General features: G+C 70.9%; 20 protein-coding genes and 1 pseudogene. 4 read left to right on the plus strand and 17 right to left on the minus strand.

Translation table 11 applies throughout. From position 1 onward, the window contains the following. Positions 1–15 precede the first annotated feature (15 nt). Positions 16–1668 carry a glycoside hydrolase family 13 protein gene (locus ACWIHT_RS32910; RefSeq protein WP_456171943.1) on the minus strand — a complete coding sequence of 551 codons (1653 nt, stop codon included), beginning with the start codon at positions 1666–1668 and terminating at the stop codon, positions 16–18. A 160-nt stretch (positions 1669–1828) separates the two neighbouring features. On the opposite strand from ACWIHT_RS32910, the gene ACWIHT_RS32915 reads away from it, so the two are divergent. After that, positions 1829–2782: an LAETG motif-containing sortase-dependent surface protein gene (locus tag ACWIHT_RS32915; protein ID WP_456171944.1), complete on the plus strand. Its 954-nt coding sequence runs from the start codon at positions 1829–1831 to the stop codon at positions 2780–2782. 381 nt (positions 2783–3163) lie between these two features. Here ACWIHT_RS32915 and ACWIHT_RS32920 read toward each other — a convergent pair whose 3' ends face one another. The 4 genes from ACWIHT_RS32920 to ACWIHT_RS32935 form a co-directional block, all read right to left on the minus strand. Beyond that, positions 3164–4123: a nucleoside hydrolase gene (locus ACWIHT_RS32920; protein WP_456171945.1), complete on the minus strand. Its 960-nt coding sequence runs from the start codon at positions 4121–4123 to the stop codon at positions 3164–3166. A gap of 42 nt (positions 4124–4165) precedes the next feature. After that, positions 4166–5395 carry a threonine--tRNA ligase gene (gene thrS, locus ACWIHT_RS32925; RefSeq protein ID WP_456171946.1) on the minus strand — a complete coding sequence of 410 codons (1230 nt, stop codon included), beginning with the start codon at positions 5393–5395 and terminating at the stop codon, positions 4166–4168. A gap of 190 nt (positions 5396–5585) precedes the next feature. Then, entirely contained in the window at positions 5586–6794 is a 1209-nt protein-coding gene (locus tag ACWIHT_RS32930; protein ID WP_456171947.1) for an esterase/lipase family protein, read from the minus strand. A gap of 193 nt (positions 6795–6987) precedes the next feature. Next, positions 6988–7686: a type 1 glutamine amidotransferase domain-containing protein gene (locus ACWIHT_RS32935; RefSeq protein WP_456171948.1), complete on the minus strand. Its 699-nt coding sequence runs from the start codon at positions 7684–7686 to the stop codon at positions 6988–6990. A 263-nt stretch (positions 7687–7949) separates the two neighbouring features. Here ACWIHT_RS32935 and ACWIHT_RS32940 point away from each other — a divergent pair, with 263 nt between their 5' ends. Beyond that, complete coding sequence (locus ACWIHT_RS32940; protein WP_456171949.1) at positions 7950–8732, plus strand: hypothetical protein; 783 nt, start codon at positions 7950–7952, stop codon at positions 8730–8732. A gap of 17 nt (positions 8733–8749) precedes the next feature. Here the strand turns inward: ACWIHT_RS32940 and ACWIHT_RS32945 are convergent, their stop codons facing one another. The 7 genes and pseudogenes from ACWIHT_RS32945 to ACWIHT_RS32975 form a co-directional block, all read right to left on the minus strand. Continuing rightward, positions 8750–8992 carry a hypothetical protein gene (locus ACWIHT_RS32945; RefSeq protein ID WP_456171950.1) on the minus strand — a complete coding sequence of 81 codons (243 nt, stop codon included), beginning with the start codon at positions 8990–8992 and terminating at the stop codon, positions 8750–8752. Between the two features lie 41 nt (positions 8993–9033). After that, positions 9034–11073, minus strand: coding sequence for a TerD family protein (locus ACWIHT_RS32950; RefSeq protein WP_456171951.1), 2040 nt, complete (start codon positions 11071–11073; stop codon positions 9034–9036). A gap of 133 nt (positions 11074–11206) precedes the next feature. After that, complete coding sequence (locus ACWIHT_RS32955; RefSeq protein ID WP_456172074.1) at positions 11207–11944, minus strand: TIGR03943 family putative permease subunit; 738 nt, start codon at positions 11942–11944, stop codon at positions 11207–11209. Next, a complete protein-coding gene (locus ACWIHT_RS32960) occupies positions 11941–12900 on the minus strand; it encodes a permease (RefSeq protein WP_456172075.1) in 960 nt (319 codons plus the stop codon). Before ACWIHT_RS32960 ends, ACWIHT_RS32955 begins: the two co-directional genes overlap by 4 nt. Before the next feature lie 139 nt (positions 12901–13039). Beyond that, positions 13040–14383, minus strand: a complete 1344-nt coding sequence (locus ACWIHT_RS32965) for a tetratricopeptide repeat protein (RefSeq protein ID WP_456171952.1) — start codon at positions 14381–14383, stop codon at positions 13040–13042. A 48-nt stretch (positions 14384–14431) separates the two neighbouring features. Next, positions 14432–14617 carry a DUF397 domain-containing protein gene (locus tag ACWIHT_RS32970; RefSeq protein ID WP_456171953.1) on the minus strand — a complete coding sequence of 62 codons (186 nt, stop codon included), beginning with the start codon at positions 14615–14617 and terminating at the stop codon, positions 14432–14434. Further along, a pseudogene (locus ACWIHT_RS32975) lies at positions 14556–15423 on the minus strand (helix-turn-helix domain-containing protein). Before ACWIHT_RS32975 ends, ACWIHT_RS32970 begins: the two are co-directional and overlap by 62 nt. 113 nt (positions 15424–15536) lie before the next feature. Between ACWIHT_RS32975 and ACWIHT_RS32980 the strand changes: the two are divergent. Then, a complete protein-coding gene (locus tag ACWIHT_RS32980) occupies positions 15537–15854 on the plus strand; it encodes a DUF6401 family natural product biosynthesis protein (RefSeq protein WP_456171954.1) in 318 nt (105 codons plus the stop codon). 552 nt (positions 15855–16406) lie between these two features. On the opposite strand, the gene ACWIHT_RS32985 is transcribed toward ACWIHT_RS32980, so the two are convergent. Beyond that, a complete protein-coding gene (locus ACWIHT_RS32985; protein WP_456171955.1) occupies positions 16407–17204 on the minus strand; it encodes a membrane protein in 798 nt (265 codons plus the stop codon). A gap of 24 nt (positions 17205–17228) precedes the next feature. Then, a complete protein-coding gene (locus ACWIHT_RS32990) occupies positions 17229–17564 on the minus strand; it encodes a hypothetical protein (RefSeq protein WP_456171957.1) in 336 nt (111 codons plus the stop codon). Between the two features lie 180 nt (positions 17565–17744). Here ACWIHT_RS32990 and ACWIHT_RS32995 point away from each other — a divergent pair, with 180 nt between their 5' ends. After that, a complete protein-coding gene (locus ACWIHT_RS32995) occupies positions 17745–18989 on the plus strand; it encodes an amidohydrolase (protein ID WP_456171958.1) in 1245 nt (414 codons plus the stop codon). A gap of 80 nt (positions 18990–19069) precedes the next feature. On the opposite strand, the gene ACWIHT_RS33000 is transcribed toward ACWIHT_RS32995, so the two are convergent. The 3 genes from ACWIHT_RS33000 to ACWIHT_RS33010 are packed head-to-tail and all read right to left on the minus strand — an operon-like array spanning position 19070 to position 21946. Next, complete coding sequence (locus ACWIHT_RS33000) at positions 19070–19477, minus strand: RidA family protein (RefSeq protein ID WP_456171959.1); 408 nt, start codon at positions 19475–19477, stop codon at positions 19070–19072. Positions 19478–19518: 41 nt separating this feature from the next. Next, a complete protein-coding gene (locus tag ACWIHT_RS33005; protein ID WP_456172076.1) occupies positions 19519–21015 on the minus strand; it encodes an FAD-dependent monooxygenase in 1497 nt (498 codons plus the stop codon). Beyond that, positions 21005–21946 carry an alpha/beta hydrolase gene (locus tag ACWIHT_RS33010; RefSeq protein WP_456171961.1) on the minus strand — a complete coding sequence of 314 codons (942 nt, stop codon included), beginning with the start codon at positions 21944–21946 and terminating at the stop codon, positions 21005–21007. Before ACWIHT_RS33010 ends, ACWIHT_RS33005 begins: the two co-directional genes overlap by 11 nt. Positions 21947–21987: the final 41 nt, after the last annotated feature.

Genomic DNA, 21987 nt, shown 5'->3' on the forward strand with positions numbered 1-21987 from the left:
GCACCACAGAGCGCGCTACGCCCCCAGCCACACGGTCGTGTCAGGACCCAACTCACCGCCCCCTGCCGCCGGTTCGCTGCTCAGCAGCACCTCTCCCGGCGGCAGGGCGACCGGCCCGTCCGACAGGTTGGTGACACACCGCCAGCCCGAGGAGCGCGTGAAGTGCAGCACTCCGGGCGGACTGTCCGGGGCCCAGCTCAGCGACTCCCCCTCCAGCAGCTTGCGGCGCAGCCGCAACGCCCTGCGGTAGAGCTCCAGCGTCGAGCCCTCGCTCCCGTCCTGCGCCTCGACGGCGTACGACGCGAAGCTCGCCGGCTGCGGCAGCCACGCGGGTCCGGACCCGAAGCCGTACGACGGACCGGTCGTGGTCCACGGGAGGGGTACCCGGCAGCCGTCGCGGCCCTTGTGGGTGTGGCCCTGTTGTTCCCAGATGGGGTCCTGGAGGACCTCGACGGGCAGGTCGGCGACCTCGGGGAGTCCGAGTTCCTCGCCCTGGTAGACGTACGACGAACCGGGCAGCGCCAGCATCAGCAGGGTCGCGGCGCGGGCGCGGCGCAGGCCTGCCGCCGTATCGACGCGCGGGGTGCGGCCGTCGGAGAGCAGCCAGGTGTTCGGGTCGGTGCCCCTCGGCAGCATCAGGCGCGAGGCGTGGCGTACGACGTCGTGGTTGGACAGCACCCAGGTGGCCGACGCGCCTGCCGCGCGGGCCGTGGCGAGCGAGCCGGTGATCACCTCGCGCAGTTCGTCCGCGTCCCAACCGGCCTCCAGGTACTCGAAGTTGAAGGCCTGGCCGAGTTCGTCGGGGCGGGCGTAGAGGGCGCGGCGGGCGGCCGGGACCCAGGCCTCGGCGACCGCCATGCGGGGCGGGGTGTAGGTGTCGAAGACGCTGCGGCGCCAGTCGCGGTAGATCTCGTGGACCTCGTCGCGGTCGTAGTAGGGGTGGCTGCCGGGCGGGAGGGAGTCGAGGACGTTCTCGGCGGACGCCGCGACCGGGCCGACGTCCCGCAGCGGCTCGCCGAGGTCCTTCACCAGCGCGTGGGCCACATCGACGCGGAAGCCGTCGACGCCCCGGTCGGACCAGAAGCGGAGCGTGGTGCGGAAGTCGGCCCGCACCTCCTCGTTGTCCCAGTTGAGGTCGGGCTGTTCGGGGGTGAAGAGGTGCAAGTACCACTTTCCGTCCGGCAGTTGGCGCCATGCGCTGCCACCGAAGACGGACGGCCAGTCGGTGGGCGGGAGTTGGCCGTTCTCGCCTCGCCCGTCCCGGAACACGTACCGGTCGCGGGCGGCGGAACCGGGACCGGCCGCCAGCGCCTCCTGGAACCAACTGTGCAGGTGCGAGGTGTGGTTGGGCACGATGTCGACCATGACCTTCAGGCCCAGCCGGTGCGCCTCGGTGACCATCGCGTCGAAGTCGTCGAGGGTGCCGAGGCGCGGGTCCACGTCGCGGTAGTCGGCGACGTCGTAGCCGCCGTCGGCGAGTTCGGACGGGTAGAAGGGGCTGAGCCAGAGGGCGTCGACGCCCAGGGCGGCGAGGTGGGTGAGCCGCTCGGTGATGCCCCTCAGGTCCCCGAGTCCGTCACCGTCGGCATCGGCGAAACTGCGCGGATACACCTGGTACACAACGGCCTGACGCCACCAGTTCGGGTCACGGGAGGACAGGTCGGACACGTGGTCTCCTTATGAATTCCCTCTACACCAAGGCAAGTTGACAGTCATCTTCCGGTGGACCCACGATGTGCACACGCTGTGGCGCATGTGACCAATGAGCCCAGTGTTTCTCGCGTTGATCCACACCCTCCACACCCTGTACACGCCAGATGGGATCAGTATGTCCATAGCCAGTCGTGTCACCGTGCGCCGCCTGTTGGGGACGGGCGCCGCCTCCCTCGCCCTCGCCGCGGCCTCCGTAGCCGCCGCGTCCGGCGCCTGGGCCACCGGGGGGCACGGCGGCGGCGGTGACGGCTGGGAGTCGGGCGGCCACTACAAGCCCGGTTCCGGCGCGGGCACGGTCACCGAGACCGAGGGCTGCCAGTTCTCGCTGGACGGCACCAGCTTCTTCCCGTCCGTCAAGGTCGACGACCAGAACCTGAAGCCCACCGACGACGGCAAGGTCCACATCAAGGTCCGCACCGCGGGCGACGCCGCCACTTGCACCGCCTCGCTCGCCTCGTACACCGCGCACGGCCCGACCTTCGCCACCTCCGGCCAGCAGGTCTTCGTCGACTTCGACACGGTCACCGTGAAGAAGGGCCAGACCGACTCCCTCGACATCGCGGTGCCGGACGAGGGCTGCTTCGCGCAGATCGACCTCTACCGCGGCGCGGTCAAGTTCGACGGCAATCCCGCCGCCGGCGACGGCTTCGTCCACGGCGACCTGCCCAAGGGCCCCGACCACACGGTCATCAAGGACAAGCTGATCGCGGCCTGGAACGGCGGCACCAAGGACTGCACGAGCACCGAGTCCCAGCCCCCGTCCCCCTCGGCCCCGGCCTCGGTCCCCCCGTCGGCCCCGGAGTCCACCCCGCCCGCCTCGGAGTCCTCGACCCCGACCCCGACCCCGAGCGCCTCCGAGTCGACTCCGGAGTCCTCCACTCCGACCCCGGCCGAGTCCGAGTCGACCGTTCCCCCTGCGGCACCCTCGCCCAACGGTGGCGGCGGCGACCTCGCCGAGACCGGTGGCGGCGGCAACACCGGCGCGATCGTCGGCGGCGCGGCGGCCCTGCTGGCGGGCGGCGCGGCGATCGTGGTGGCGACGCGACGTCGACGGGCTTCGCACTCGTAGCCGTATCGCCGTATCTCTGCGGAGACCATTTCTGCGGACACCCCGCCGTTCACGACAGCCTCAGGGTTGTGAGCGGCGGGGATCGTTCGTTCAGGGCAGTAGCGCCGTCGGCATCGCGCGGCCGTACAACTCGTCGAGGCCGATCAGCAGCACGCCACCCCTTTCCGCCTCGGCGCGGAGGGCGTCGCTGAAGCCGACGCCGCTGCGCGGTGCCGGCGAGCAGCCCTCCCATGACGGACATCGCCGAACCGCACAGGAGCAGCCGCATACCGCTCTCCTCCACCTGGAAGCGGTAGAAGCCCCCGCACTGCTCGACGAGCGCCCGGAGTAAGCCAAAGAGTTAGGGATACACCCCTAAGGACTATATCCCTAACCCACCCACTACCCCTCGACCGTCTCCAGCCACAGCTTCACGTACCGCTCCACATCCACGTCCAACCCCACGTCCACCAGGGCCTGTTCGCGGGCTCCGTCGTGGATTTCGGACTCGCCGTGGCGTGGGCGTCGGTCGACGATGGTCTGGCCTCGGGACGGGCCGGGGGCGAGGGAGACCTCGACCGGGAGGAGGCGGGTGGTGAGGCCGGCCGGGTCGGCGACCGCGCAGACCGCGCCCGCGTCGCCGAGGCCGCCGGTGGGGGTGGGGTCGCCGGAGGCGGCCGGGTCGCGGTGGGCCAGCAGGTCGCCCGCCAGCTTCAGGCGGGGTTCCGTGCTCTCGCGCAGGCGCTGGACATCCGCGGCCGGGACCTGGACGCGCTCGAACACGTCCAGGCCGTACATCGTGATCGGCACCCCGGCCGTGAGCAGGATCGCCGCCGCCTCCGGGTCGTGCCACACGTTGAACTCCGCGACGGGCGTGGCGTTCCCGACCGCCACCGCGCCGCCCATGAACACGATCCGTTCGATGTTGGCCGTCACCTCGGGGAACGTGCGCAGCAGCAGCGCGATGTTCGTCAGCGGGGCGGTGGGGATGAGGGTGACCGGGCGCGGGGACGCGAGGATCTCGCGGCGCAGCAGCGTCACCGCGTCCACGTCGACGGGCGTGCGCGCCGAGGCCGGGAGCCCCAGGTCGCCCATGCCGTCCTGGCCGTGGACGTGCGCGGCCGACCGGGCCGGTTCGATCAGCGGCCGGGCGGCGCCGCGCGCGACCGGGATGTCACCGGCCCCGGCGTGGTCCAGGACGATCAGGGTGTTCCGTACGACCTGGTCGACGTCCGTGTTCCCGGCCACGCAGGTCACCGCGCGCAGGTCCAGGCCCGGGTGCCGGACGGCGAACAGCAGCGCCAGGGCGTCGTCGACCCCCGTGTCGCAGTCGATGATCACGGGGATGGGCTGACCGGTCACGACAGGGTCCTCTCGACGCAAGGGTGCTGTTCGGTTGCGACCTTACGCATCCGCCCACAGTTCGGTGCCGCGTGCCCCGACCCGCGCGGTGACGCGGTGCAGCAGGTCGGCGGCGGGCAGCGGGTCGACCCGGCGGCCGTCCCGCAGCCGTACGGCGACCAGGCCCGCGGCGGCCTCCCGTTCGCCGATCACCGCCTGGTACGGGACCAGCCGCGCCGCCCGGATCCGGGCACCGAGGCTGCCCTCGGCGGCGACCTCGGCACGCAGTCCGAGGGCGCGGGCCCGCTCCACGAGGTCGTACGCCTGCTGCTCCCGCGCCTCCGACACCGGGAGGACGACCAGTTGCACCGGCGCAAGCCACGCCGGGAACGCTCCGCCGTGCTGCTCCACCAGCTGCGCCACCGCCCGTTCCACGCTCCCGATGACACTGCGGTGCACCATGACCGGCCGGTGTTTCGCGCCGTCGGCGCCGATGTAGCGCAGGTCGAAGCGTGCGGGCTGGTGGAAGTCGATCTGGACGGTGGAGAGGGTGGCCTCGCGGCCGGCCGCGTCCTCGATCTGGACGTCGATCTTCGGGCCGTAGAAGGCTGCCTCGCCCTCGGCGGAGTCGTAGGCCACCCCGGATGCTTCGAGAACTTCCCGCAGCATCGCGGTCGCCCGGCGCCAAAGGGCCGGATCCGCAACGTACTTGCCGCCCCCGCCGGAGACGCCGTCCCCGGGCAGCGACAGCCGGTGGCGGGAGGCTCGGATGCCGAGGTCGGCGTAGGCGCGGGCGATGAGGGCGAGGGCTGCGCGGGCCTCCTCGACGGCCTGGTCGAGGGTGCAGAAGATATGCGCGTCGTTGAGCTGGATGGCGCGGACGCGGGTCAGTCCGCCGAGGACACCGGAGAGTTCGGAACGGTACATGCCGCCCAACTCGGCGATACGGAGCGGCAGTTCACGGTAGCTGTGGGAACGGGAACGGTAGATGAGCGCGTGATGCGGACAGAGACTCGGCCGCAACACGACCTCCTCGGCGCCCAGCCGCATCGGCGGGAACATGTCGTCGCTGTAGTGGGACCAGTGCCCGGAGATCTCGTACAGCTCACGCTTGCCGAGAACGGGCGAGTACACGTGCCGATACCCGGCTGCGCACTCCAACTCCCGCACATACTCCTCCAGTTGATGCCGGACGACGGCACCGTCCGGCAGCCAGTACGGCAGTCCCGCACCCATCAGCGGGTCGGTGTCGAAGAGGCCCAGCTCGCGGCCGAGACGTCGGTGGTCGTACATGGTGAACTCCCCATACGCATCAGGAGGCGAGCACCACGCGACAAAGCCCCGGGGCACTCGCCCCGGGGCTTCGACTTGGGTCAGCAGTCAGCGCGCCGGGACACTCTCCGGCGTCGTCGTCACAAAGAGACGGGCGCGCTTCATGCGGCGGACCGTAGCAGCCGTAGGACGGCCCGCGCGACGGGATTTGTCAGTCGGGGAGCCGCTCCAGCAGCCAGGTGCACAGCTCCGGGGTGATGGCCGTGTGCGCGGTGGTCTCGTACGAGCAGAGGAACTCGTGCAACTCGCCCTGATCCGGATCGAGTTCGTTGATGTTCGCGTACAGGTCGTCCTGCTTCTCGATGTCACGGACCGCGACCGCGCTGACCGAGGGCACGAAGCACACCTGCTCGTGCCGCAGGTCGGTCTTGCCGCCGAGCTTCTTCATCGCGTCGGCGAGGATCTTGTACGTGTGCAGGGTGCCGCCGGGCGCGCCGTCCAGTTCCGGGAAGCCGCTGGTCGTGATGGTCTTCTCGGCTTTGGGGAAGCGCCGGTTGAGGTAGGCGGCGGTGACGTCGTCGCCCTGGGCCTGGGTGTAGAAGGTGGTGCCCGGGTAGATGCGGTCGATGCGCAGCGCGACCTCGCCGGGCGGCACGTCGGGCAGACCGACGCCGTCGGCACGGCCGTTGGCGACACCGATCAGCCTCGGGATGGACGGCCATGTGCCGACCCGCTCCAACTCGGCCAGGAACTCCGTGCGTTCGGGGGCGACCCCGATCTTGCCGGTCTCCTTGTCGTAGTGCCGCCACAGCATCTGGCGCGCGGCCGGGCTGTCCATCTGCTTCGCGAAGTCGTTCGGGAACGGGATGAAGTGCGAGAACGCCTGCACGCCGACCGGGATGGAGGCGCCGCGGTGGGGGCTGTCGTAGGAGAAGTACAGGCCGGTGCGGTGGTCCATCCGCTGCGTCTCCATCTTGGCGAGCGCGTAACGGGTGACGATGCCGCCCATGCTGAAGCCGCCGACGGCCAGGCGGGTGCTGCCGAGCTGCTCCGCGGAGGCCCGCATGATGGCGGCCATGGCCGTCTGCGCGTTCTCCAGGATGGACGCGCTGCGCTCGTCGTAGCCGAGCAGGATCACGTCCCGGCCGCGCCGGCGCAGCTCGGAGACGAACGGGAACTCGCCGCCCTCCAACCCCTGGTAGAGCCAATCGAGCCTGCTACGGCCGAGGTTGAAGCCGTCGGCCAGGATGACGGGCCGGGTGAGAGCGCTGTTGCGCTCGCCGAGGAACACCCAGGCGAAGCCGCCCGGCAGGAGCCATTCCTCGTGCTCCGGTACCTCGACGGGCGCGGTGGGTTCGACGGACAGCGGATCGCCGAGGGTGAAGTTGCCGACGTTGGGTTCTTCGGTCGTCTCGGACATGGTCGTGCTCCTTCGTGAGGGGACGGGGGAGACGACGTCAGCATGGGGGACGACCGGGGCGTATCACCCCGCTGAGCTGGGGTGTTCACCACTTCGGATGGAGCATGCACGGAATTTGTTTAGTGCGGCTGGCATGTGCCGCTGGCCTGTTCTCTTCGCTCGGCCGTTCCCCCGTGCGGTGGGGCGGGCGGTCTCAGCCCGCCAGCTGCTTGAGCAGTTCGTCCGCGACCGGTGCGGAGGACGCCGGGTTCTGGCCGGTGACGAGGTTGCCGTCGACCACGACGTACGGCGCCCACGGCTCGCCCTGCCGGAAGTCCGCGCCGAGCTCCACCAGGCGGTCCTGGAGCAGCCACTTCACCTTGTCGGCGAGGCCGCCCTGGGTCTCCTCGGCGTTGGTGAAGCCGGTGAGGCGGCGGCCGGCGAAGGCGTTGGTGCCGTCCTCCTTGACGGCCGGGAGGAGCGCGGCCGGGCCGTGGCAGACCACGCCGAGCGGCTTGCCGGAGGCGAGGGCCAGGGTGAGGAGCCGGCCGGAGTCGGCGTCGACGGCGAGGTCCTCCATCGGGCCGTGGCCGCCGGGGTAGTACACGGCGGCGTAGTCGGCGAGGTCGACCTCGGTCAGTTTGACCGGGTGCTGGAACTCGGGGCTCGACGCGAGCACGGTGGCGACGCGGTCGGCGTTCTCCTGGCCGCCGTTGAAGTCGGCGGCGAGGCTGCCCCGGTCCACGGGCGGTACGACACCGCCGGGCGTCGCGACGACGACCTCGTGACCGGCCGCCTTGAACGCCTCGAACGGGGTGACGGCCTCCTCGGCCCAGTAGCCGGTGGGGTGCGGGGTGCCGTCGGCCAGGGTGAGGTGGTCGGCGCCGGTCAGCACGAAGAGGATCTTCGACATGGGGGGTCTCCTGGGTGGTGGTCGATGAGGTGCCTTCGACAGTAGGCGGGGCGCGGACGGGCGGCCAATGAGGAACCGAATGGCCGGTATTGGTTTCCCGATGGCCCTCGACGAGGCCGGCAGTCACCCGGACGGCCCGGCGCGCTGGTGGGCGGGCGCGGGCGATGGTGCCGTGGGAGCACGCGCCGACACTCGCGCCACGTATCCGCGCACGCATCGCGCCACGCATCCGCGTCACGCGTCCGCCCCAGGAGGGACCCTCGATGACCCGTTCCCCGGCCCGTGTCCTCCTCCTCGCCTCGGCGCTGTCGGCGGGCACCCTGCTCACGGTCGCGGGCTGCGCGAACGAGGCCGCCCTGCACAAGGTGACGAGCGCGCCCTCCCCCTCGGCCGTACGAACCCCCGCGGCGCACGCGTCCCCGGCGGCGGCCCCCGTCCTCACCCAGGCGCAGGCACAGACCGCACTGATCGCGGACACGGACCTGGGCGCCCCCTGGACCCCGACCCAGGGCACGGCGACCTGGCGCGACACCCTCCTCAAGGCGAAGACCGCCGACCCCGACTGCCAGCGCCTCCTGGACGCGCTCTACGCCGACGAACTCCTCGGCACCCCCGCCACCGCCGAGGCGACGATCGGCCTCGACGACACCGACGACGACGCCCAACTCCACTACCAGGTGGCCGCGTTCCGCTCCGCCGACGTGGACCGCACCCTGGCCTGGCTGAAGACACTCCCGCAGAAGTGCGCCCAGTTCACGGCGGCGACCACCCGCTCAGGCCCCCAGACGGTGACCGTCACGGAGGCCACCCTCCCGAACGTCGGCGACGCCCGCGGGGGCCTCCACGTCACCCTCACCGGCACCACCCCGGAGGGCGACCAGTCCACCCTCACCCTGGACACCGCCGCCGTCCGCATCGGCGACGACACCATCACCCTCACGAACGGCGGGCTGGCGAACGTACCCCCGGACGCGATGAGCCGAGCACTGGAGATCGGTGCGCAACGGCTGACGGACGTACAGCGACAGGGCCGGGTGCAGATCTAGGAGCCCACGGCTCCCGCCTACCGCAACCGCCGATCGTCGGGCAACGGATCCAACCTCGTCCAGATCCTGACCGCCGCGGCAGGCGCGGCCATGGTTCCGGACGGGGGCTCTTGATAGGCGATCACCATGTTCAGAGGCAACTGCTGATCCATGTTGTAGTAGCCCAGGAACAGCCCCAGATCACGGCAGAGAACGTGCGCTTCCCGCCCCGTCATCCCGACCACATCAGGGACTTCGATACTCGCCGACCTGTCACCCATCCCCGCACCATACGACCGACCGGGGCGCGACGGAGGGGCTTTCAGGCTTCGACGGGCCTCCGCGACCGTGCCGGACGGCCGCCGTCCAGGTGGACCACCACACTCGCGTGGAACCGGTCCACGGACTCGTCGACGCTGCGGATGAAGCCCGATTCGGCGGTGCCCCGGGTGTTGCCCATGCCTCTGAAGAGGGACAGGCGGAAGCCGGTGATCTGGGCGCCGTTCTTGGGGAGGATGTCGGCCGGTTCGGGTCGCAGGCGTTCCAGCGTGCCTCGCGGACCACCCGCCTGCCCCTCCAGTACGGCCTCGACGTGGAGATCGGCCGGTGCCTCGGCGAGCCTGCGGACCAGCCGCTTGGCCCAGCTGAGGGGGTAGCCCTGGTCGGGGGCGGCGATCTCGATGGACGTCCGCAGCTTGCCGGTACGCAGGTCCGCGCAGAGGGCCAGGACACCGGGCGTGCCCTCGATACGAAGCTCGGCGTCGAGTCTGCCGTCGACGCAGAGGCGGTCTGCGAGGGCGGCGCGCCGGGAGGCCGGATCGGTGCCGCGTCTGGCGCGCTGCACGGGCAGCACCTTCTCGCCGAGTTCGCCGCCCAGCCGCAGGCACACCTGCCGCACCAGCCGTTCCCAGCTTTCCACGACCTCCACCGCTCGCGGGTCGCCCTGGCACAGGGTCTCGGCGTCGATCGCGTTGCGCACCGGGACCCAGGAACGGCCCATGTTCTGGAAGCCGTGACAGCCGGAGTTCTCGTGCTGGAGGTAGTGGAGCAGTTCCTGGAGCAGCCAGGCGTGCGCCGCGTTGCCGACGCCCTCGTGCCGGATCAACATCTGTGCCTGGTGGGCGACTTCGGCCCAGGACAGATGCCAGAGCGCCACCTTGTTCTTGCGCCGCCCGTCGAGCTTGACCTCCACCAGGGGACTGCCCTCCAGCTCGACGTCGTTGGAGAGCGTGATGACGGCCTCGTATCCGCGCCGGGCCGCTATGTCCGCGTAGGCCTGCACCTGGTCCGGCTTGAGGGGGTTGCCGTTCGTCTTCGTCTCGACGAGCGCGGTCCACAGCTTGCCCGCCCGCTCGACCCGGATCACCCCGTCGGGCCGCCGAGGGGACTCGCCGTTGGGCAGCGTGACCTCGGTGAACGTCTCCATCCGGCCGACCGGGGCACCGAAGGCAGCCGTCAACCGCCGCCCGAACTCGGGCACTTGAGCCATCACCGACAGCAGCACGGAGGTCGCCCGGGTCTCCCGCTCGTGATCGCTCTTGAGCGCGGAGGCCGGGAAGAGCCGGGCACCCCGCCAGGAGTCGTTCTCGGCGAGGGACTTCTTGGCCACCTTCGGCAGGGTGACCTTCTTCTTGGCGGTACGGGGACGGGCGGGCCGGGTCGCGGCAGTGGCCTCGGGGCTCTCGGGGCTCTCGGGAACCGACTCGACCGCGGGACTCGGCGGCTGCGCGGGAATCGCGGCGACGGCTTCCACCGCAGGAACCTCGGTGTCGGTGTCACCGCCGGACTGGTTCTCCGCGTCCGCGTCCGCCTCCGCGTCGTCGTCGATGTCGACGCCGAAGTCCGTTGCCACACCGGCGAGTCCGGACTCGTAGCCCTGTCCGATCGCACGGAACTTCCAGTCGCCGCCCCGCCGGTAGAACTCGCCGAAGAGCAGCGCGCTGACCTCGCCGGGATCCTCGATCGTGAAGCGCAGCAGGCTCTCGCCGGAACCGTCGGCCAACGTCAGCCGCAGATCCTGGAGTTCGGAGAAACGGGCGCTCTCGTAACGGCTCGCCGCCACCACGATCTGCTCGACGCCGGCCGGAATCGCGGTCAGGTCGAACGTGATCCGGTCCTCGCTGCCGTCCGCCGTAGGTGACTTGCCGAGCAGCTGCACACTTCCGTCGGCGGCGACGGGGTTGTTGTAGAAGTAGAAGTCCCCGTCGCTGCGCACCTTGCCGTCCCCGGTCAGCAGCAGTACGGATACGTCCGCGTCGCCCTCTCCCGTCGGACTTCCCCAGCTCAGGCTCATCAGCACCGAGCCGATGTCCTCGCTCAGCGACGCGAGACCGACGTTCCCGCCCTTGACCATCTCGTGCATGAGGCCCCCCAGATGCACGGCCGCGCGAGCTGCCCCCGCGACCCCTGTTTCGTAGCGATGAGTGACACGCCCCACACCCTGCGCATCACCAGCACCTTAACGCTCCGCAATCACCCGTATCTCCGGAACGGCCTCAACGCTTCTCGTACGGATCCGCCGGCTCCTTCACCTGCGTGACGGTCGTCGCGTCGAGGAGCGGGGGCCACGCCCCGTCCGTGCCGAGTTTGCCCTTGGGGAGCCAGGTGCCGGTGACCGTGACCCAGGTGTCGGTCTGGGGCGCGTCGTCGGACTCGCTGCCCCTGATCTCGACCTTGCTGGTCGTCGCGTCGGCCGCGCAGCAGGTGACGACGAGGCGGGTGACGTACCAGGCGCCGTTCGAACCGTGGGTGACGAAGCCCGTCATACGGACCGTGCGGCCCTTGAGGGAGTGACCGGTGTCGTAGATCGCCCGTGAGCTGTACTGGGCCACCGAGATGTCCAGCACCTTCGCGGCGGGCAGCGCGGGGAAGGTGCCCACTCCCTGTGCCGCCAGCTGTGCCTGCTCGCGGCCCGCGCTGTACGAGCCCAGCGCGGGGGGCGGGAAGAGGAGCAGCGCCAGGGCGGGGAGGGTGAGGAGCCAGGCGATGCGGGGGCCGTGGGAGTGGGAGTGCCCGTCCTCCGCTTCCTCCTCGTGTTCCTCCTCGTGGTCCCGGTGGGTCATCCCCCGTACCGCCGCCACCGCCCCCAACACCATCAGCAGCGAACCGGAGATCACCAGATACGGCCGCAACGCCGCCTGCACATACCGCAGATACAGGTCGCTGAAGAGGGAGATCCGCAGCACCGCCCCGCCCGTCAGCAGGAGGAGGACCGCCGAGCCGTAGCGCCTCACAGCAGCCACCAGCCCACCAGCGTGCTGCTCGTCACGGCGACCAGCCATGTCGTCGAGGAGAAGCGGAGGGCGAAGGAGCGGCCGAACGTGCCCGCCTGAAGCGCGATCAGCTTCAGGTCGACCATCGGGCCCACCACCATGAACGCCAACTTCGCCGCCGGTGAGAAGCCGCTCAGCGAGGCCGCCACGAACGCGTCCGCCTCGCTGCACACGCACAGCACCACCGCCAGGAAGGCCAGCAGGAGCAGCGACAGCCAGGACGAGCCCGTGAAGATGTCCAGGATCGAGCGCGGTACGGCGATGTTGAAGGTCGCCGCCGCTGCCGCGCCCAGGACCAGGAAGCCGCCGGCATGGAGGAAGTCGTGCTGGAGGCCCGCGATGAATGCCTTCACGCCTACCGTCGAGTGCTCGGCGGACCGCGTGCGGCTCGGGAGTCGTAGCCACTCCTCCCTGCCGAAGCGCGCCCACAGCCAGCCCATCACCACCGCCGTCGCCAGGGACGCGACCAGGCGGCCCAGCACCATCTTCGGCTGGCCCGGGAACGCGATCGAAGTGGCCACCAGGACAACCGGGTTGATCGCGGGAGCGGACAGCAGGAAGGCCAGGGCCGCGGCGGGGGCTACCCCCCGTCTCATCAGGCTGCTCGCCACCGGGACCGACGCGCACTCGCAGCCCGGGAGTACGACTCCTGCCGCGCCCGCGATCGGGACGGCCAGCGCCTGGTTGCGGGGGAGGAGTCGGGTGAACACCCGCTCCGGTACGAACGCGCCGATCGCCGCCGACACCACCGTGCCCAGGAGCAAGAAGGGGACGCCTTGGACGGCTACCGCCGTGAAGACCGTCCACCAGGCCGCCACGGGTGGGGTGTGGAGGTCGATCGCCAGCATCGGGCCGAGGACCGACACGACCGTGGCGATCGCGATCAGTGCCGCGCCGCCGAGTACCGCGTAGACCATGGCGCGTACGGCCAGGCGCAGGCCGTCGACCACGGTCCGTTCGTTCTGCACGCGCCTGTCTCATCCCGTTTCGCACGATTACGACTCGTACTCGTACGGGGCACGGTAGCCCTCGGCGCTGTGCGGTATCCCCGATTTGTCAAAGAGGAGGCTGTGCGGGGGCCGGGCCGAGGGTCGTGGTTCCGGGGGCCGTACGGTGCCCGAGGCCCGTGCGGTAGGCGTCGAGCGCCGCCTCCACCCGGCCGGTACGGCGGAGCAGATCGCCGAGCATCCGGCACAGGTCGGCCAGGTCGCCGGCCGCGCCCGCGCGCTCCAGGAGGCTGAGGGCGCGGACGTAGTGTTCCTCGGCCGCCTCCGTGTCGCGGGCGTCCTCGGCGATGATACCGAGGAGGCGGTGGGCGGCGGCGGAGTGCAGGGCGCCGCGTTCGGAGCTGAGGTCGCTGAGGACGTCGTGGAGGAGGGTGGCGGCCTCGTCGGACTTGCCGCGCTTGTGCAGGACGTCCGCCAGTTCGACGGCGACCTGACTGCTGTACAGCGCCGCGCGCTTCGCAGTCAGCATGGCCAGCGCCTGCCTCAACTCGACCTCGGCGCGCTCCAGTTCGCCGTCCTGGGCGTAGACGTAGCCGCGCATCCAGTGGCAGTTGGCGAGTTCGGTCCGGAACTGGAGCTGGCGGTACAGATCGGCGGCCTTCGCGAGCGAGGCGTCAGCCTCCGCGACCTTGCCCTCCGCGATCAGCGTGCGCGCCACCGAGCGGTGCATGCGGGCCAGCAGCGCCGGGTCCGCGACCTGCGGGGCGAGCGCGAGCGCCAACTCGGCCGCCTGGGCCGCCCTCGCGTGCGCGCCCATGTCCATGTACGGCCCTATCGCGCTCGCGTAGAGCAGCAGGAGCGCGTCGGGGTCGTGCAGGCCGCCGCGGTTCAGCTCGTCGAGCGTGGACTCCAACAGGTAGACGGCGTAACGGAGTTCACCGGTGAGGTAGTGCGCCACGGCACGGCCGCGGAGGGCGGGGACGCGGGCCGGGAGGGGTTCGTCGGCGAGGCGTTGCTCCGCTCGCTCGAAGTACATGCGGGCGGCGGTCAGGTCGCCGGTGTCGAGGCCGCACTCGCCGAGTCCGAGCAGTGCGATGGCCTCCTCGTCGACCAGCCCGTGCGACTCCGCCTCCGCGAGGAGTTCGGCGTACTGCTCCGCCGCCTCCTCCGACTCCCCGGTCGCCAGGGTGCGTTGGGCGCCGGTCAGCCGTAGGCGAAGCTCGGTGGCGAGGTGGGCGGGGCGGCCGGTGGCCAGTTCGTCGTAGGCGACGCCGAGCCGTTCCGCGAGGTGGCGCAGCGCGTCGTCGGAGGGGCGGACCCGGCCGGCCTCAAGGGTGGAGATGTATGCCGGTGTGTAGGCGGGCTCGGCCAACTGCCGCTGGGTGAGCCCGCGTTCGTGTCGCAACTGCTGGACCCTGCGCCCGATGACTTCCGGGTCGTCCCGTCTCACCATGCATTAATCATGCCAGTAAGCCGAGTTACAGACTGGCCGGTAACTCAGTTACGTGGAGAGTGAGTTGACGAACTCCTCGAAGCGGCGGCGGGAGACGGTCAGGACGGCTCCGCCGGGGTGCTTCGAGTCACGGATCGCGATGCGGCGGGTGCGGTCGGCGACCTCCACGCATTCACCGCCATTGGTGCCGCTGTAACTGGACTTGCGCCACGTCGTCCGTCGCCCGGTCTCCATAACGTCTCCATCACGCGCGCGATCAGGTCGGCGGAGTCCTGCACCGAGAGGGCCCCCGCCTGGAGGCGAGCGTATTTGACGGAACGGTCCCTGATGGTGTCCGGGCTGGCGGTCATATGTCCCTGGTCGTAGCCCTCGGAGTAGTAGATGTCCGGGTCGTCGTCGAAGCGCAGGAGCGTGAAGGAACCCATCATTCCGGTGTGCGCGCCCACGGAGAGCGGCAGCACCTGGATGTTCACCCAGGGGCTGTGCCGGTAGCTCACCAGACGGGCGAGCTGCCTGTGCATGATCTCGTGGTCGCCGACCATCCGGAGCAGCACGGACTCGTCGAGGACGACCCACACCGCGGGGGGCCGCTTCCGCTCCAGGATGCGCTGCCGTTCCATCCGCGCCGCGACCAGCTCCTCGACCCGGTCCGGCTCGTCGACGGTGATCAGCGCCGCCGCGTACTCCGGTGTCTGGAGGAGGCCGTGCACCAACTGGCACTGGTACGTGGAGATGAAGGCCGCCTTCGCCTCCATCTCGGCGTACGGCTGGAACCACTTCGGCAACTGGCTCCGCAGGACCAGTTTGAGCAGGCGGCTGAAGAACCCGTCCGTCATGAACGCCGCGTCGAGGGCCTCCGCGAAGGTCCGGCTCGGGACCTTCGACGCCGTCTCGACCTGGCCGATCAGGGAGCCCGTGCAGTAGATCACCTTGCCGAGCTGCTCCAGCGTCATGCCGGCCGCCTCGCGCAGGCGCCGCGCCTCGTAGCCGAAGTAGTCCAACGGGGATGCGCTCGGGTCGAGTTGACGAACGTGGACCATGTGCCAGCCACCTCCGAGTAGTTACGGCCTGTCGCCGAGCGTAACCACTGCGTCGCGACCCGGTGACCGGAATCACGTAACTCCGCCCGCCCCGCCTGCCGTACGGTGGAGAAATGTCCCCTTTGGTCAAGATCAGCAGCGCTTACGGGCCCCGCTTCGCGGAGTTCGCCTTCGAGCCTGCCTTCACGGCCGCGGTGGACCAGCACGTCGCCGAGCTGCGGGAACGCCTGTCGGCGGGCGGCCCCGGTCTGACACCACCGCCCCCGGACTCCGCCGATCTCACCGACTACGCGCTCGGTTTTCTGGACGCGCTCGCGGAGCTGGACTGGCGGGAGCCGGTCGGGCACGACTACGCGGTGTGCAGGCTGACGGCCATCAGCTGGCTGGTACACCGGCACGGGCTGCTTCCGGAGCAGCGCCGGGGTGACTGAAAACAGGTTTCCGTTGGCTCAACTCCCCCTGAAGCCCTTCCCGTTGCGCACTCCAACCCCTTAAGTTAGGCACGCATTAAGCGTGCTTAACTCTTCGCTGTTGCCGTCGCCGTCACTGTCGTTGCGAGGTTGGTATGTCCGCGCGTTACGTCAGAGGATTCTGCGCCGCCGTCATCGCCGTAGCCGCCCTGATCGGCGCGGCAGCGGCAAGCCCGGCCAAGGCGGCGGACCGCCTGCCGGCATCCCACTCGGGCACAAGCGTCACGTCCGTGCGCGGGTAGAACGGCAGACCACCGGTCTCGACCTGGCGGTCCCCGTGGAGAAGGGGATGAGCGCCAGGGCGGGAGCGGGCGCCGGCAGAGCCGGCCTGGGGCGGCCTCGCCGGAACACCTTCATGGTCGTTCTCCTCGTCGATACGTCGGTCGGCGTCACCACCCGCCACGGGTGGCGACGCCTCCGATCGTCATCGCCGGGGAGTTGATCCGACAGTCCCGCCCAAGGGGCGAATCAACTCCGGATCACCCACCTCACCTGCACGAACACCGGCGACCGTCACATTTCCTGGCGCGGGTCCGTCCCCATTCCCGTGTCCGTGCGTTCCCGCGCCGGCTGGTTGCCCATCGCGTCCGCGCGGCCCGCCTGGTACGCCGTGAGGCTGCCCTTCGCGTTGGTCGTCTCGCGCTCCGCCGCCATCAGCATGCGCTCCATGCGCTGCCGCATCGGGGCGATCATGCCGCCGCCGACACCGACGATCAGGATTCCGGCGACGGTCCCGAGAGCCGCGTACAGCACGGGCTGGGTGACCGTCGTCGCGATGCCCGCCTGGCCGAGCGCGGCGATCACGCCCAGCGCCACGATGCAGGCCCACACGATGGTCGCGAGCATCCTGCCGTACGACATCGACGACAGCGCGCTGCCGACGATCCCGCGCACCGCGTTCGCGATGGCCATCGCCACGACGATCAGGACCACCGCGACGATGCCGCGCGGCAGCCAGGCGACGATGCCGTTGATCATCGTGCTGACCGGGTTGGAGCCGAAGACGCCCAGCGCGAGCTGGAGGGTGATCAGCATCAGCGCGTAGTACACGATCTTGCAGACGATGCCGGTCATGTCGTACTTGGAGTCCCGCAACATCCGTGCCGTACCGGCCCGTTCGGAGAGCTTCTCCGAGCCGACGCGCCGCAGCACCCGGTCCAGGACACGGGCGATCATCTTCGACACGAACCAGCCGATGGCCAGGATGACCAGGAAACCGACGAGTTTCGGCACGAACTGCGCGACCTTCGACCAGGCGTCGTTCAGCCCCTGGGTGAAGTTGATCGCGAGGGTGGATTCAGGGACAGCCATGAGCGGCACTTCCTTCGGTGGGTACTACCAGCCCCCTGTCACCACCAAGTGGAGCAGCGCGAAGGAACCGTGGCCGCGTGGGCTGGTCCGTATGGGTGACTTCGGCAGATACGGCGGTACGGCGCGTCCGGCACGTACGTCCGCCACTGCGCCCGCGTCAGCTCCGGGTTCCCCGTCCTCGCGCAGACCTCGGCCCCTGCCCGCGAACACCGTGCCGCCGTCCGGGCTGAAGGACGCGGACTGCGTCCCGGTGTCCTGGAGGACGGCGACCTGACGGCCGGTGACCGTGTTCCACAGCCGCAGCGCGCGGTCCCCGACGGTGGCCCCGAGGACGTGCGCGGACGCGCCGGCCTCGGTCACCGTGCCGACGGGCACCCGGCCGGAGCCGGTGGCGCGGTGGGTACCGGTTCGACCAGGAGCCCGGCGATCAAGCTGGGCACCAAGTAGCCGACGACGCCCGCCCATTGCCGCCCCGGCGGGACATCCCCCCTGTCCCGCCGGGGCTCCCGCACGCACATACGACCCGCATACGCTGCCCCCGTGACCTCTTCCCCCGCCGCGCGCACCGCACTGGACCTCACCGCCGACCTCCCGGTCCCCGACCTGGAGGACTTCTACCGGGACCTGCACCGCCACCCGGAGCTCTCCGGCCGCGAGCACCGCACCGCCGCCAAGCTCACCGAACGCCTCACCAAGGCGGGCTACGACACCGTCGAGGGCATCGGCGGCACCGGCGTCGCCGCGGTGCTGCGCAACGGCGAAGGACCGACCGTGCTGCTGCGCGCCGACATGGACGCGCTGCCGGTGCGGGAGGAGACGGGACTGCCGTACGCCTCCACCGCGGACGGTGTGATGCACGCCTGCGGGCACGACCTGCACGTGACCTGGCTGACGGGCGCCGCCGAGGCGCTGGCCGCCGGGCGGGACACCTGGTCGGGGACGCTGGTCCTGGTGGGGCAGCCCGCCGAGGAGACGGGCGGGGGCGCGGCGGCGATGGTCGCCGACGGCCTGTACGAGCGCGTCCCGCGTCCGGACGTCGCGCTCGCCCAGCACGCGGCACCGGGTCCCGCCGGGTTCTACCCGCACGTGCCCGGCCTGATCATGTCGGCCTCCACGGACATCGACATCGAGATCCACGGGCTCGGCGGCCACGGCTCCCGCCCGGAGGCGACGGTCGACCCGGTCGTCACGGCCGCCTACCTGGTCACCCGGCTCCAGACGGTCGTGTCCCGCGAGATCGCCGCCCGCGACTCCGCCGTCCTGACCGTGGGCCGCATCGAGGCGGGCACCCGGCACAACATCATCCCGACCAGCGCCCGGATCTCCCTCAACCTGCGCACCCAGTCCGCCGACGTGCGGGACCGGATGATCGCCGCGATCCGCCGTATCGCGTCCGGCGAGTGCGTCGCCGCGGGCTGCCCGCGCGAGCCCGAGGTGACCATCGGGACCAGCCTCCCCACGATGGTCAACGACGCGGACACCGACCGCCGCATCGCCGCCGTGCACACCGAGGTCCTCGGCGCGGGCACGGTCTTCGACCCCGGTCCGGCCACGGGCAGCGAGGACTTCCCCAACCTCGTCCCGGACGGGGTGCCGTACTCCTACTGGTTCGTGACGAGCACCCCGGCGGCCACCTGGGACGCGGCCCCCGGCACCGACCTGATGGAGAAGTTCCACGCCGTCCCCAGCAACCACAGCCCGAACTTCGCGCCCGATCTGGTGACGGTCGTGCCGGGTGTACGGACGCTGGTGTCGGGGGCGTTGGAGATTCTGACGGTGCGTTAGATGCCTTGTCGGGTGCCGTGTCAGATGCCGCGTCAGGTCTCGTGTCAGATGTCGTGTCAGATGTCGTGTCAGGTGCCGTCTCAGGCGATGACCGCGTAGCCGTCGACCTCGATGAGCCATTCCGGCAGGCCGAGTGCCTCGACGCCGAGGTAGGTGCTGGCGGGCAGCGGCCACTCGCCGTCGAAGGCCCTGCTGCCTGCCGTGAAGACCGTGTCGATCATCTCGGGGCGGTGGCCCACGACGTGGATCGTCATCTTGACCAGGTCCGCCGGGGTGGCACCGGCCGCTTCGAGCGCGGCCCGGAGGTTGCGGAAGACCTGTTCGGCCTGGGCCTCGAAGTCGCCGGGGCCGACGAGTCGCCCCTCGCTGTCGATGGCGACCTGCCCGGCGATGGCCACGAACCGGGTGCCGGTCGCGGCGACGACCTGCGTGTAGAGGTTCATGACGGGCGGGGCGAGGGTCGGGGGGTTGATCATTTCCGCGGACATGTGTACTCCCAAGGGCGTTGTGGAGAGGGTGAGTTGGGGCGCTAGGGGTGGGTGAGGGCGGCCCTGTCGAGGGCCTCGCGGGTGACGGTCGCGAGCTGTGCGGGGTCGTCCTCCTCGGTCGCCCAGGCCACATGTCCGTCGGGGCGGATCAGCGCGGCGGTGACGTCGGCCCAGGGAGCGTGCTCCCCGGTGAGCGTGCCGGTGCGGGTGACGAGGTGGCCGTCCTCGGCGGTGGCGAGGGGCGCGCCCGGGCCGCCACGCAGGTCCAGCAGGACGTGGTGGCCGGTCCGGAGCAGGGCGAACACGGTGTCGCCGCCGTCGGTGAAGGCGAGGTTGGGCGCTCGGCGGCCGGTGAGCGGGTGCGCGTCGGCGGTGGGGGCGTCGTAGGCGACGTGCAGTCCGGACAGGCGCTCGGCCAGGGTCCGGTTCAACGACGGCTGCTCGTCGACGAGTTTGGTGAGCAGTGAACGCAGGCGCTGGCCGTCCGTGCTGAACGCGGAGATCAGGGCCGTCTGGGCGCTGGTGTGCTCCAGCAGGTCGGCGCCGACCGGGTGGCGCTCGTCGTGGTACGTGTCGAGCAGACCGGCCGGTGCCCGGCCCTGGATGGTGGCGGCGAGTTTCCAGCCGAGGTTGGTGGCGTCCTGGACGCCGACGTTGAGCCCCACCCCGCCCGCGGGCATGTGCTGGTGGGCGGCGTCACCGGCGAGGACCACCCGGCCCTTGACGTAACGCTCCGCCTGGCGGCTGGTGTTGCCGTAGCGGGAGAGCCAGGTCGGCGAGTGCATGCCGAAGTCGGTGCCCGTGACCTGCCGGACGTTCGCCCGCAGTTCCTCCAGGGTGAGGTCGCCGGGCCAGTCGGTGCGGACGTCCGCGGGCACACCGCCCACGACGCGGTGCAGGCCGCCCGGCAGCTGGACGATCATGACGAGGCCGTCGATGCCGGTCTTACTGAACGCCACGCCCGCCGGGGGCTCGTCCAGGACGACGTCGCCGAGGAAGCCCAGCACGGTGAAGTCCTCGCCCGGGTAAGGGATATGGGCGCTCGTACGGACCGTGCTGCGCGTGCCGTCGCAACCGGCCACGTACAGCGCTTCCTCGTCGTACGACCCGTCGGGGCCCTCGATGTGCACGGTGACCGAGTCGGGGTTCTCGGTCAGACCGGTGACGCGGTGACCGCGCCGGATGTCCGCACCGGCCGCCCGGGCCTGGATCTCGAACAATTCCTCGGTACGGCTCTGGAGCAGCGCCAGGGTGAAGGGGAAGTCGGTCTCCAGCAGGCCGAAGTCGAGCCTGCTGTCGAGGACCGCGAAGTGCCCGCTGGGAATGTGCAGGCCCTCTGCGAGGAAGGGGTCCTCCAGACCGCGGGAGGCCAGCAGCTCGACGGTACGGGGGTGGACGGTGAGCGCCTTGGAGTTCGGATCGCGCTCCAGGCGCGGCTCCAGGACGGTGACCGTGACACCGGCGAGCCGCAGCTCCGCGGCCAGCCAGAGCCCGACCGGGCCCGCTCCCGCGATGACGACCTGCTGGTTACTGGTCATGGTCACTGGTCGCTCCGACGCCGTGGGCGAACGCGGTCGTCCAGGCCGCCACGGCCCGTCGGCTCGCGCGGATGTCAGGGGCCAGGACGTCGAACATGTGCGGTACGCCCGGCACGAGGTGGAGTTCGACGGAGTTTCCGGCCGCGCTCAGCCGGGCGGCGAACTCCAGCGCCTCGTCCCGTACCGGATCGACCCCGTCGACCAGGATGTAGGCAGGCGGCAGGTCCCTCAGGTCCTTCGCCCGGCCCGGCACGGCGTAACCGGCCTCCGGATCGCTCCCCTGGAGGTAGAGCTCCCAACCTGCCGCCGCCCCTTGCCGGTTGAAGAGCCTCGGATCGGTGACGGCCCGGGCCGACTCGGTCTCCAGGCGGTCGTCCAGGACCGGGTAGCCGAGGTGGAGGTACCTGATACGCGGCCCTTGCCGGTCCCGGGCGGCGAGGGCCACGGCCGCCACCAGGGCGGCGCCCGCGGAGTGCCCGCCCAGCGCGACCCGCTCTACGTCGACTCCCAGCGCGTCCGCCTCGTCGACGACCCAGCGCAGCGCGGCGTAGCAGTCGTCGAACGCGGCGGGGTAGGGATGCTCGGGGGCGAGCCGGTAGTCCGGGGCGACGACGGCGATCCCCAGCTCCGCGGTGAGCCGTCGGCAGGTGGCGTCCTCCGCGTTGGGCCCGCCGAGGACGAATCCGCCGCCGTGGAGCCAGACCGCCACGGGGAGCGGAGCGGCGCTCCTGGAGGCGGCGGGGGTGTAGACCCGCAGGCTCAGCGCGTGGCCCGCCACGAGGACCTCACGGTCCTCGACGTTCACCTCGCCGTCCGACTTGCCGTCACCGCTGGCCGCGGCCAGGGCCAGGCGGGCGCCCCGCACATCGGCGAACACGTCCATCTCCGGCAGCGACTCGTAGACCGGAAGAAACTCGGGATCCAGGAACACAACCCACTCCTCATCTCTTGGTCACTGCACAGTAGCCCGCT

The sequence above is a fragment of the Streptomyces sp. NPDC002276 genome (genome assembly GCF_053891435.1).

Bases quoted from the DNA above. Each gene is read 5' to 3' on its own strand.
- ACWIHT_RS32915 (WP_456171944.1), top strand. From the start codon at position 1,829: ATGTCCATAGCCAGTCGTGTCACCGTGCGCCGCCTGTTGGGGACGGGC.
- thrS (WP_456171946.1), bottom strand. From the start codon at position 5,395: ATGTACGACCACCGACGTCTCGGCCGCGAGCTGGGCCTCTTCGACACC.
- ACWIHT_RS32930 (WP_456171947.1), bottom strand. From the start codon at position 6,794: ATGTCCGAGACGACCGAAGAACCCAACGTCGGCAACTTCACCCTCGGC.
- ACWIHT_RS32935 (WP_456171948.1), bottom strand. From the start codon at position 7,686: ATGTCGAAGATCCTCTTCGTGCTGACCGGCGCCGACCACCTCACCCTG.
- ACWIHT_RS32940 (WP_456171949.1), top strand. From the start codon at position 7,950: ATGACCCGTTCCCCGGCCCGTGTCCTCCTCCTCGCCTCGGCGCTGTCG.
- ACWIHT_RS32945 (WP_456171950.1), bottom strand. From the start codon at position 8,992: ATGGGTGACAGGTCGGCGAGTATCGAAGTCCCTGATGTGGTCGGGATG.
- ACWIHT_RS32950 (WP_456171951.1), bottom strand. From the start codon at position 11,073: ATGCACGAGATGGTCAAGGGCGGGAACGTCGGTCTCGCGTCGCTGAGC.
- ACWIHT_RS32960 (WP_456172075.1), bottom strand. From the start codon at position 12,900: ATGGTCTACGCGGTACTCGGCGGCGCGGCACTGATCGCGATCGCCACG.
- ACWIHT_RS32965 (WP_456171952.1), bottom strand. From the start codon at position 14,383: ATGGTGAGACGGGACGACCCGGAAGTCATCGGGCGCAGGGTCCAGCAG.
- ACWIHT_RS32970 (WP_456171953.1), bottom strand. From the start codon at position 14,617: ATGGAGACCGGGCGACGGACGACGTGGCGCAAGTCCAGTTACAGCGGC.
- ACWIHT_RS32980 (WP_456171954.1), top strand. From the start codon at position 15,537: ATGTCCCCTTTGGTCAAGATCAGCAGCGCTTACGGGCCCCGCTTCGCG.
- ACWIHT_RS32985 (WP_456171955.1), bottom strand. From the start codon at position 17,204: ATGGCTGTCCCTGAATCCACCCTCGCGATCAACTTCACCCAGGGGCTG.
- ACWIHT_RS33000 (WP_456171959.1), bottom strand. From the start codon at position 19,477: ATGTCCGCGGAAATGATCAACCCCCCGACCCTCGCCCCGCCCGTCATG.
- ACWIHT_RS33005 (WP_456172076.1), bottom strand. From the start codon at position 21,015: ATGACCAGTAACCAGCAGGTCGTCATCGCGGGAGCGGGCCCGGTCGGG.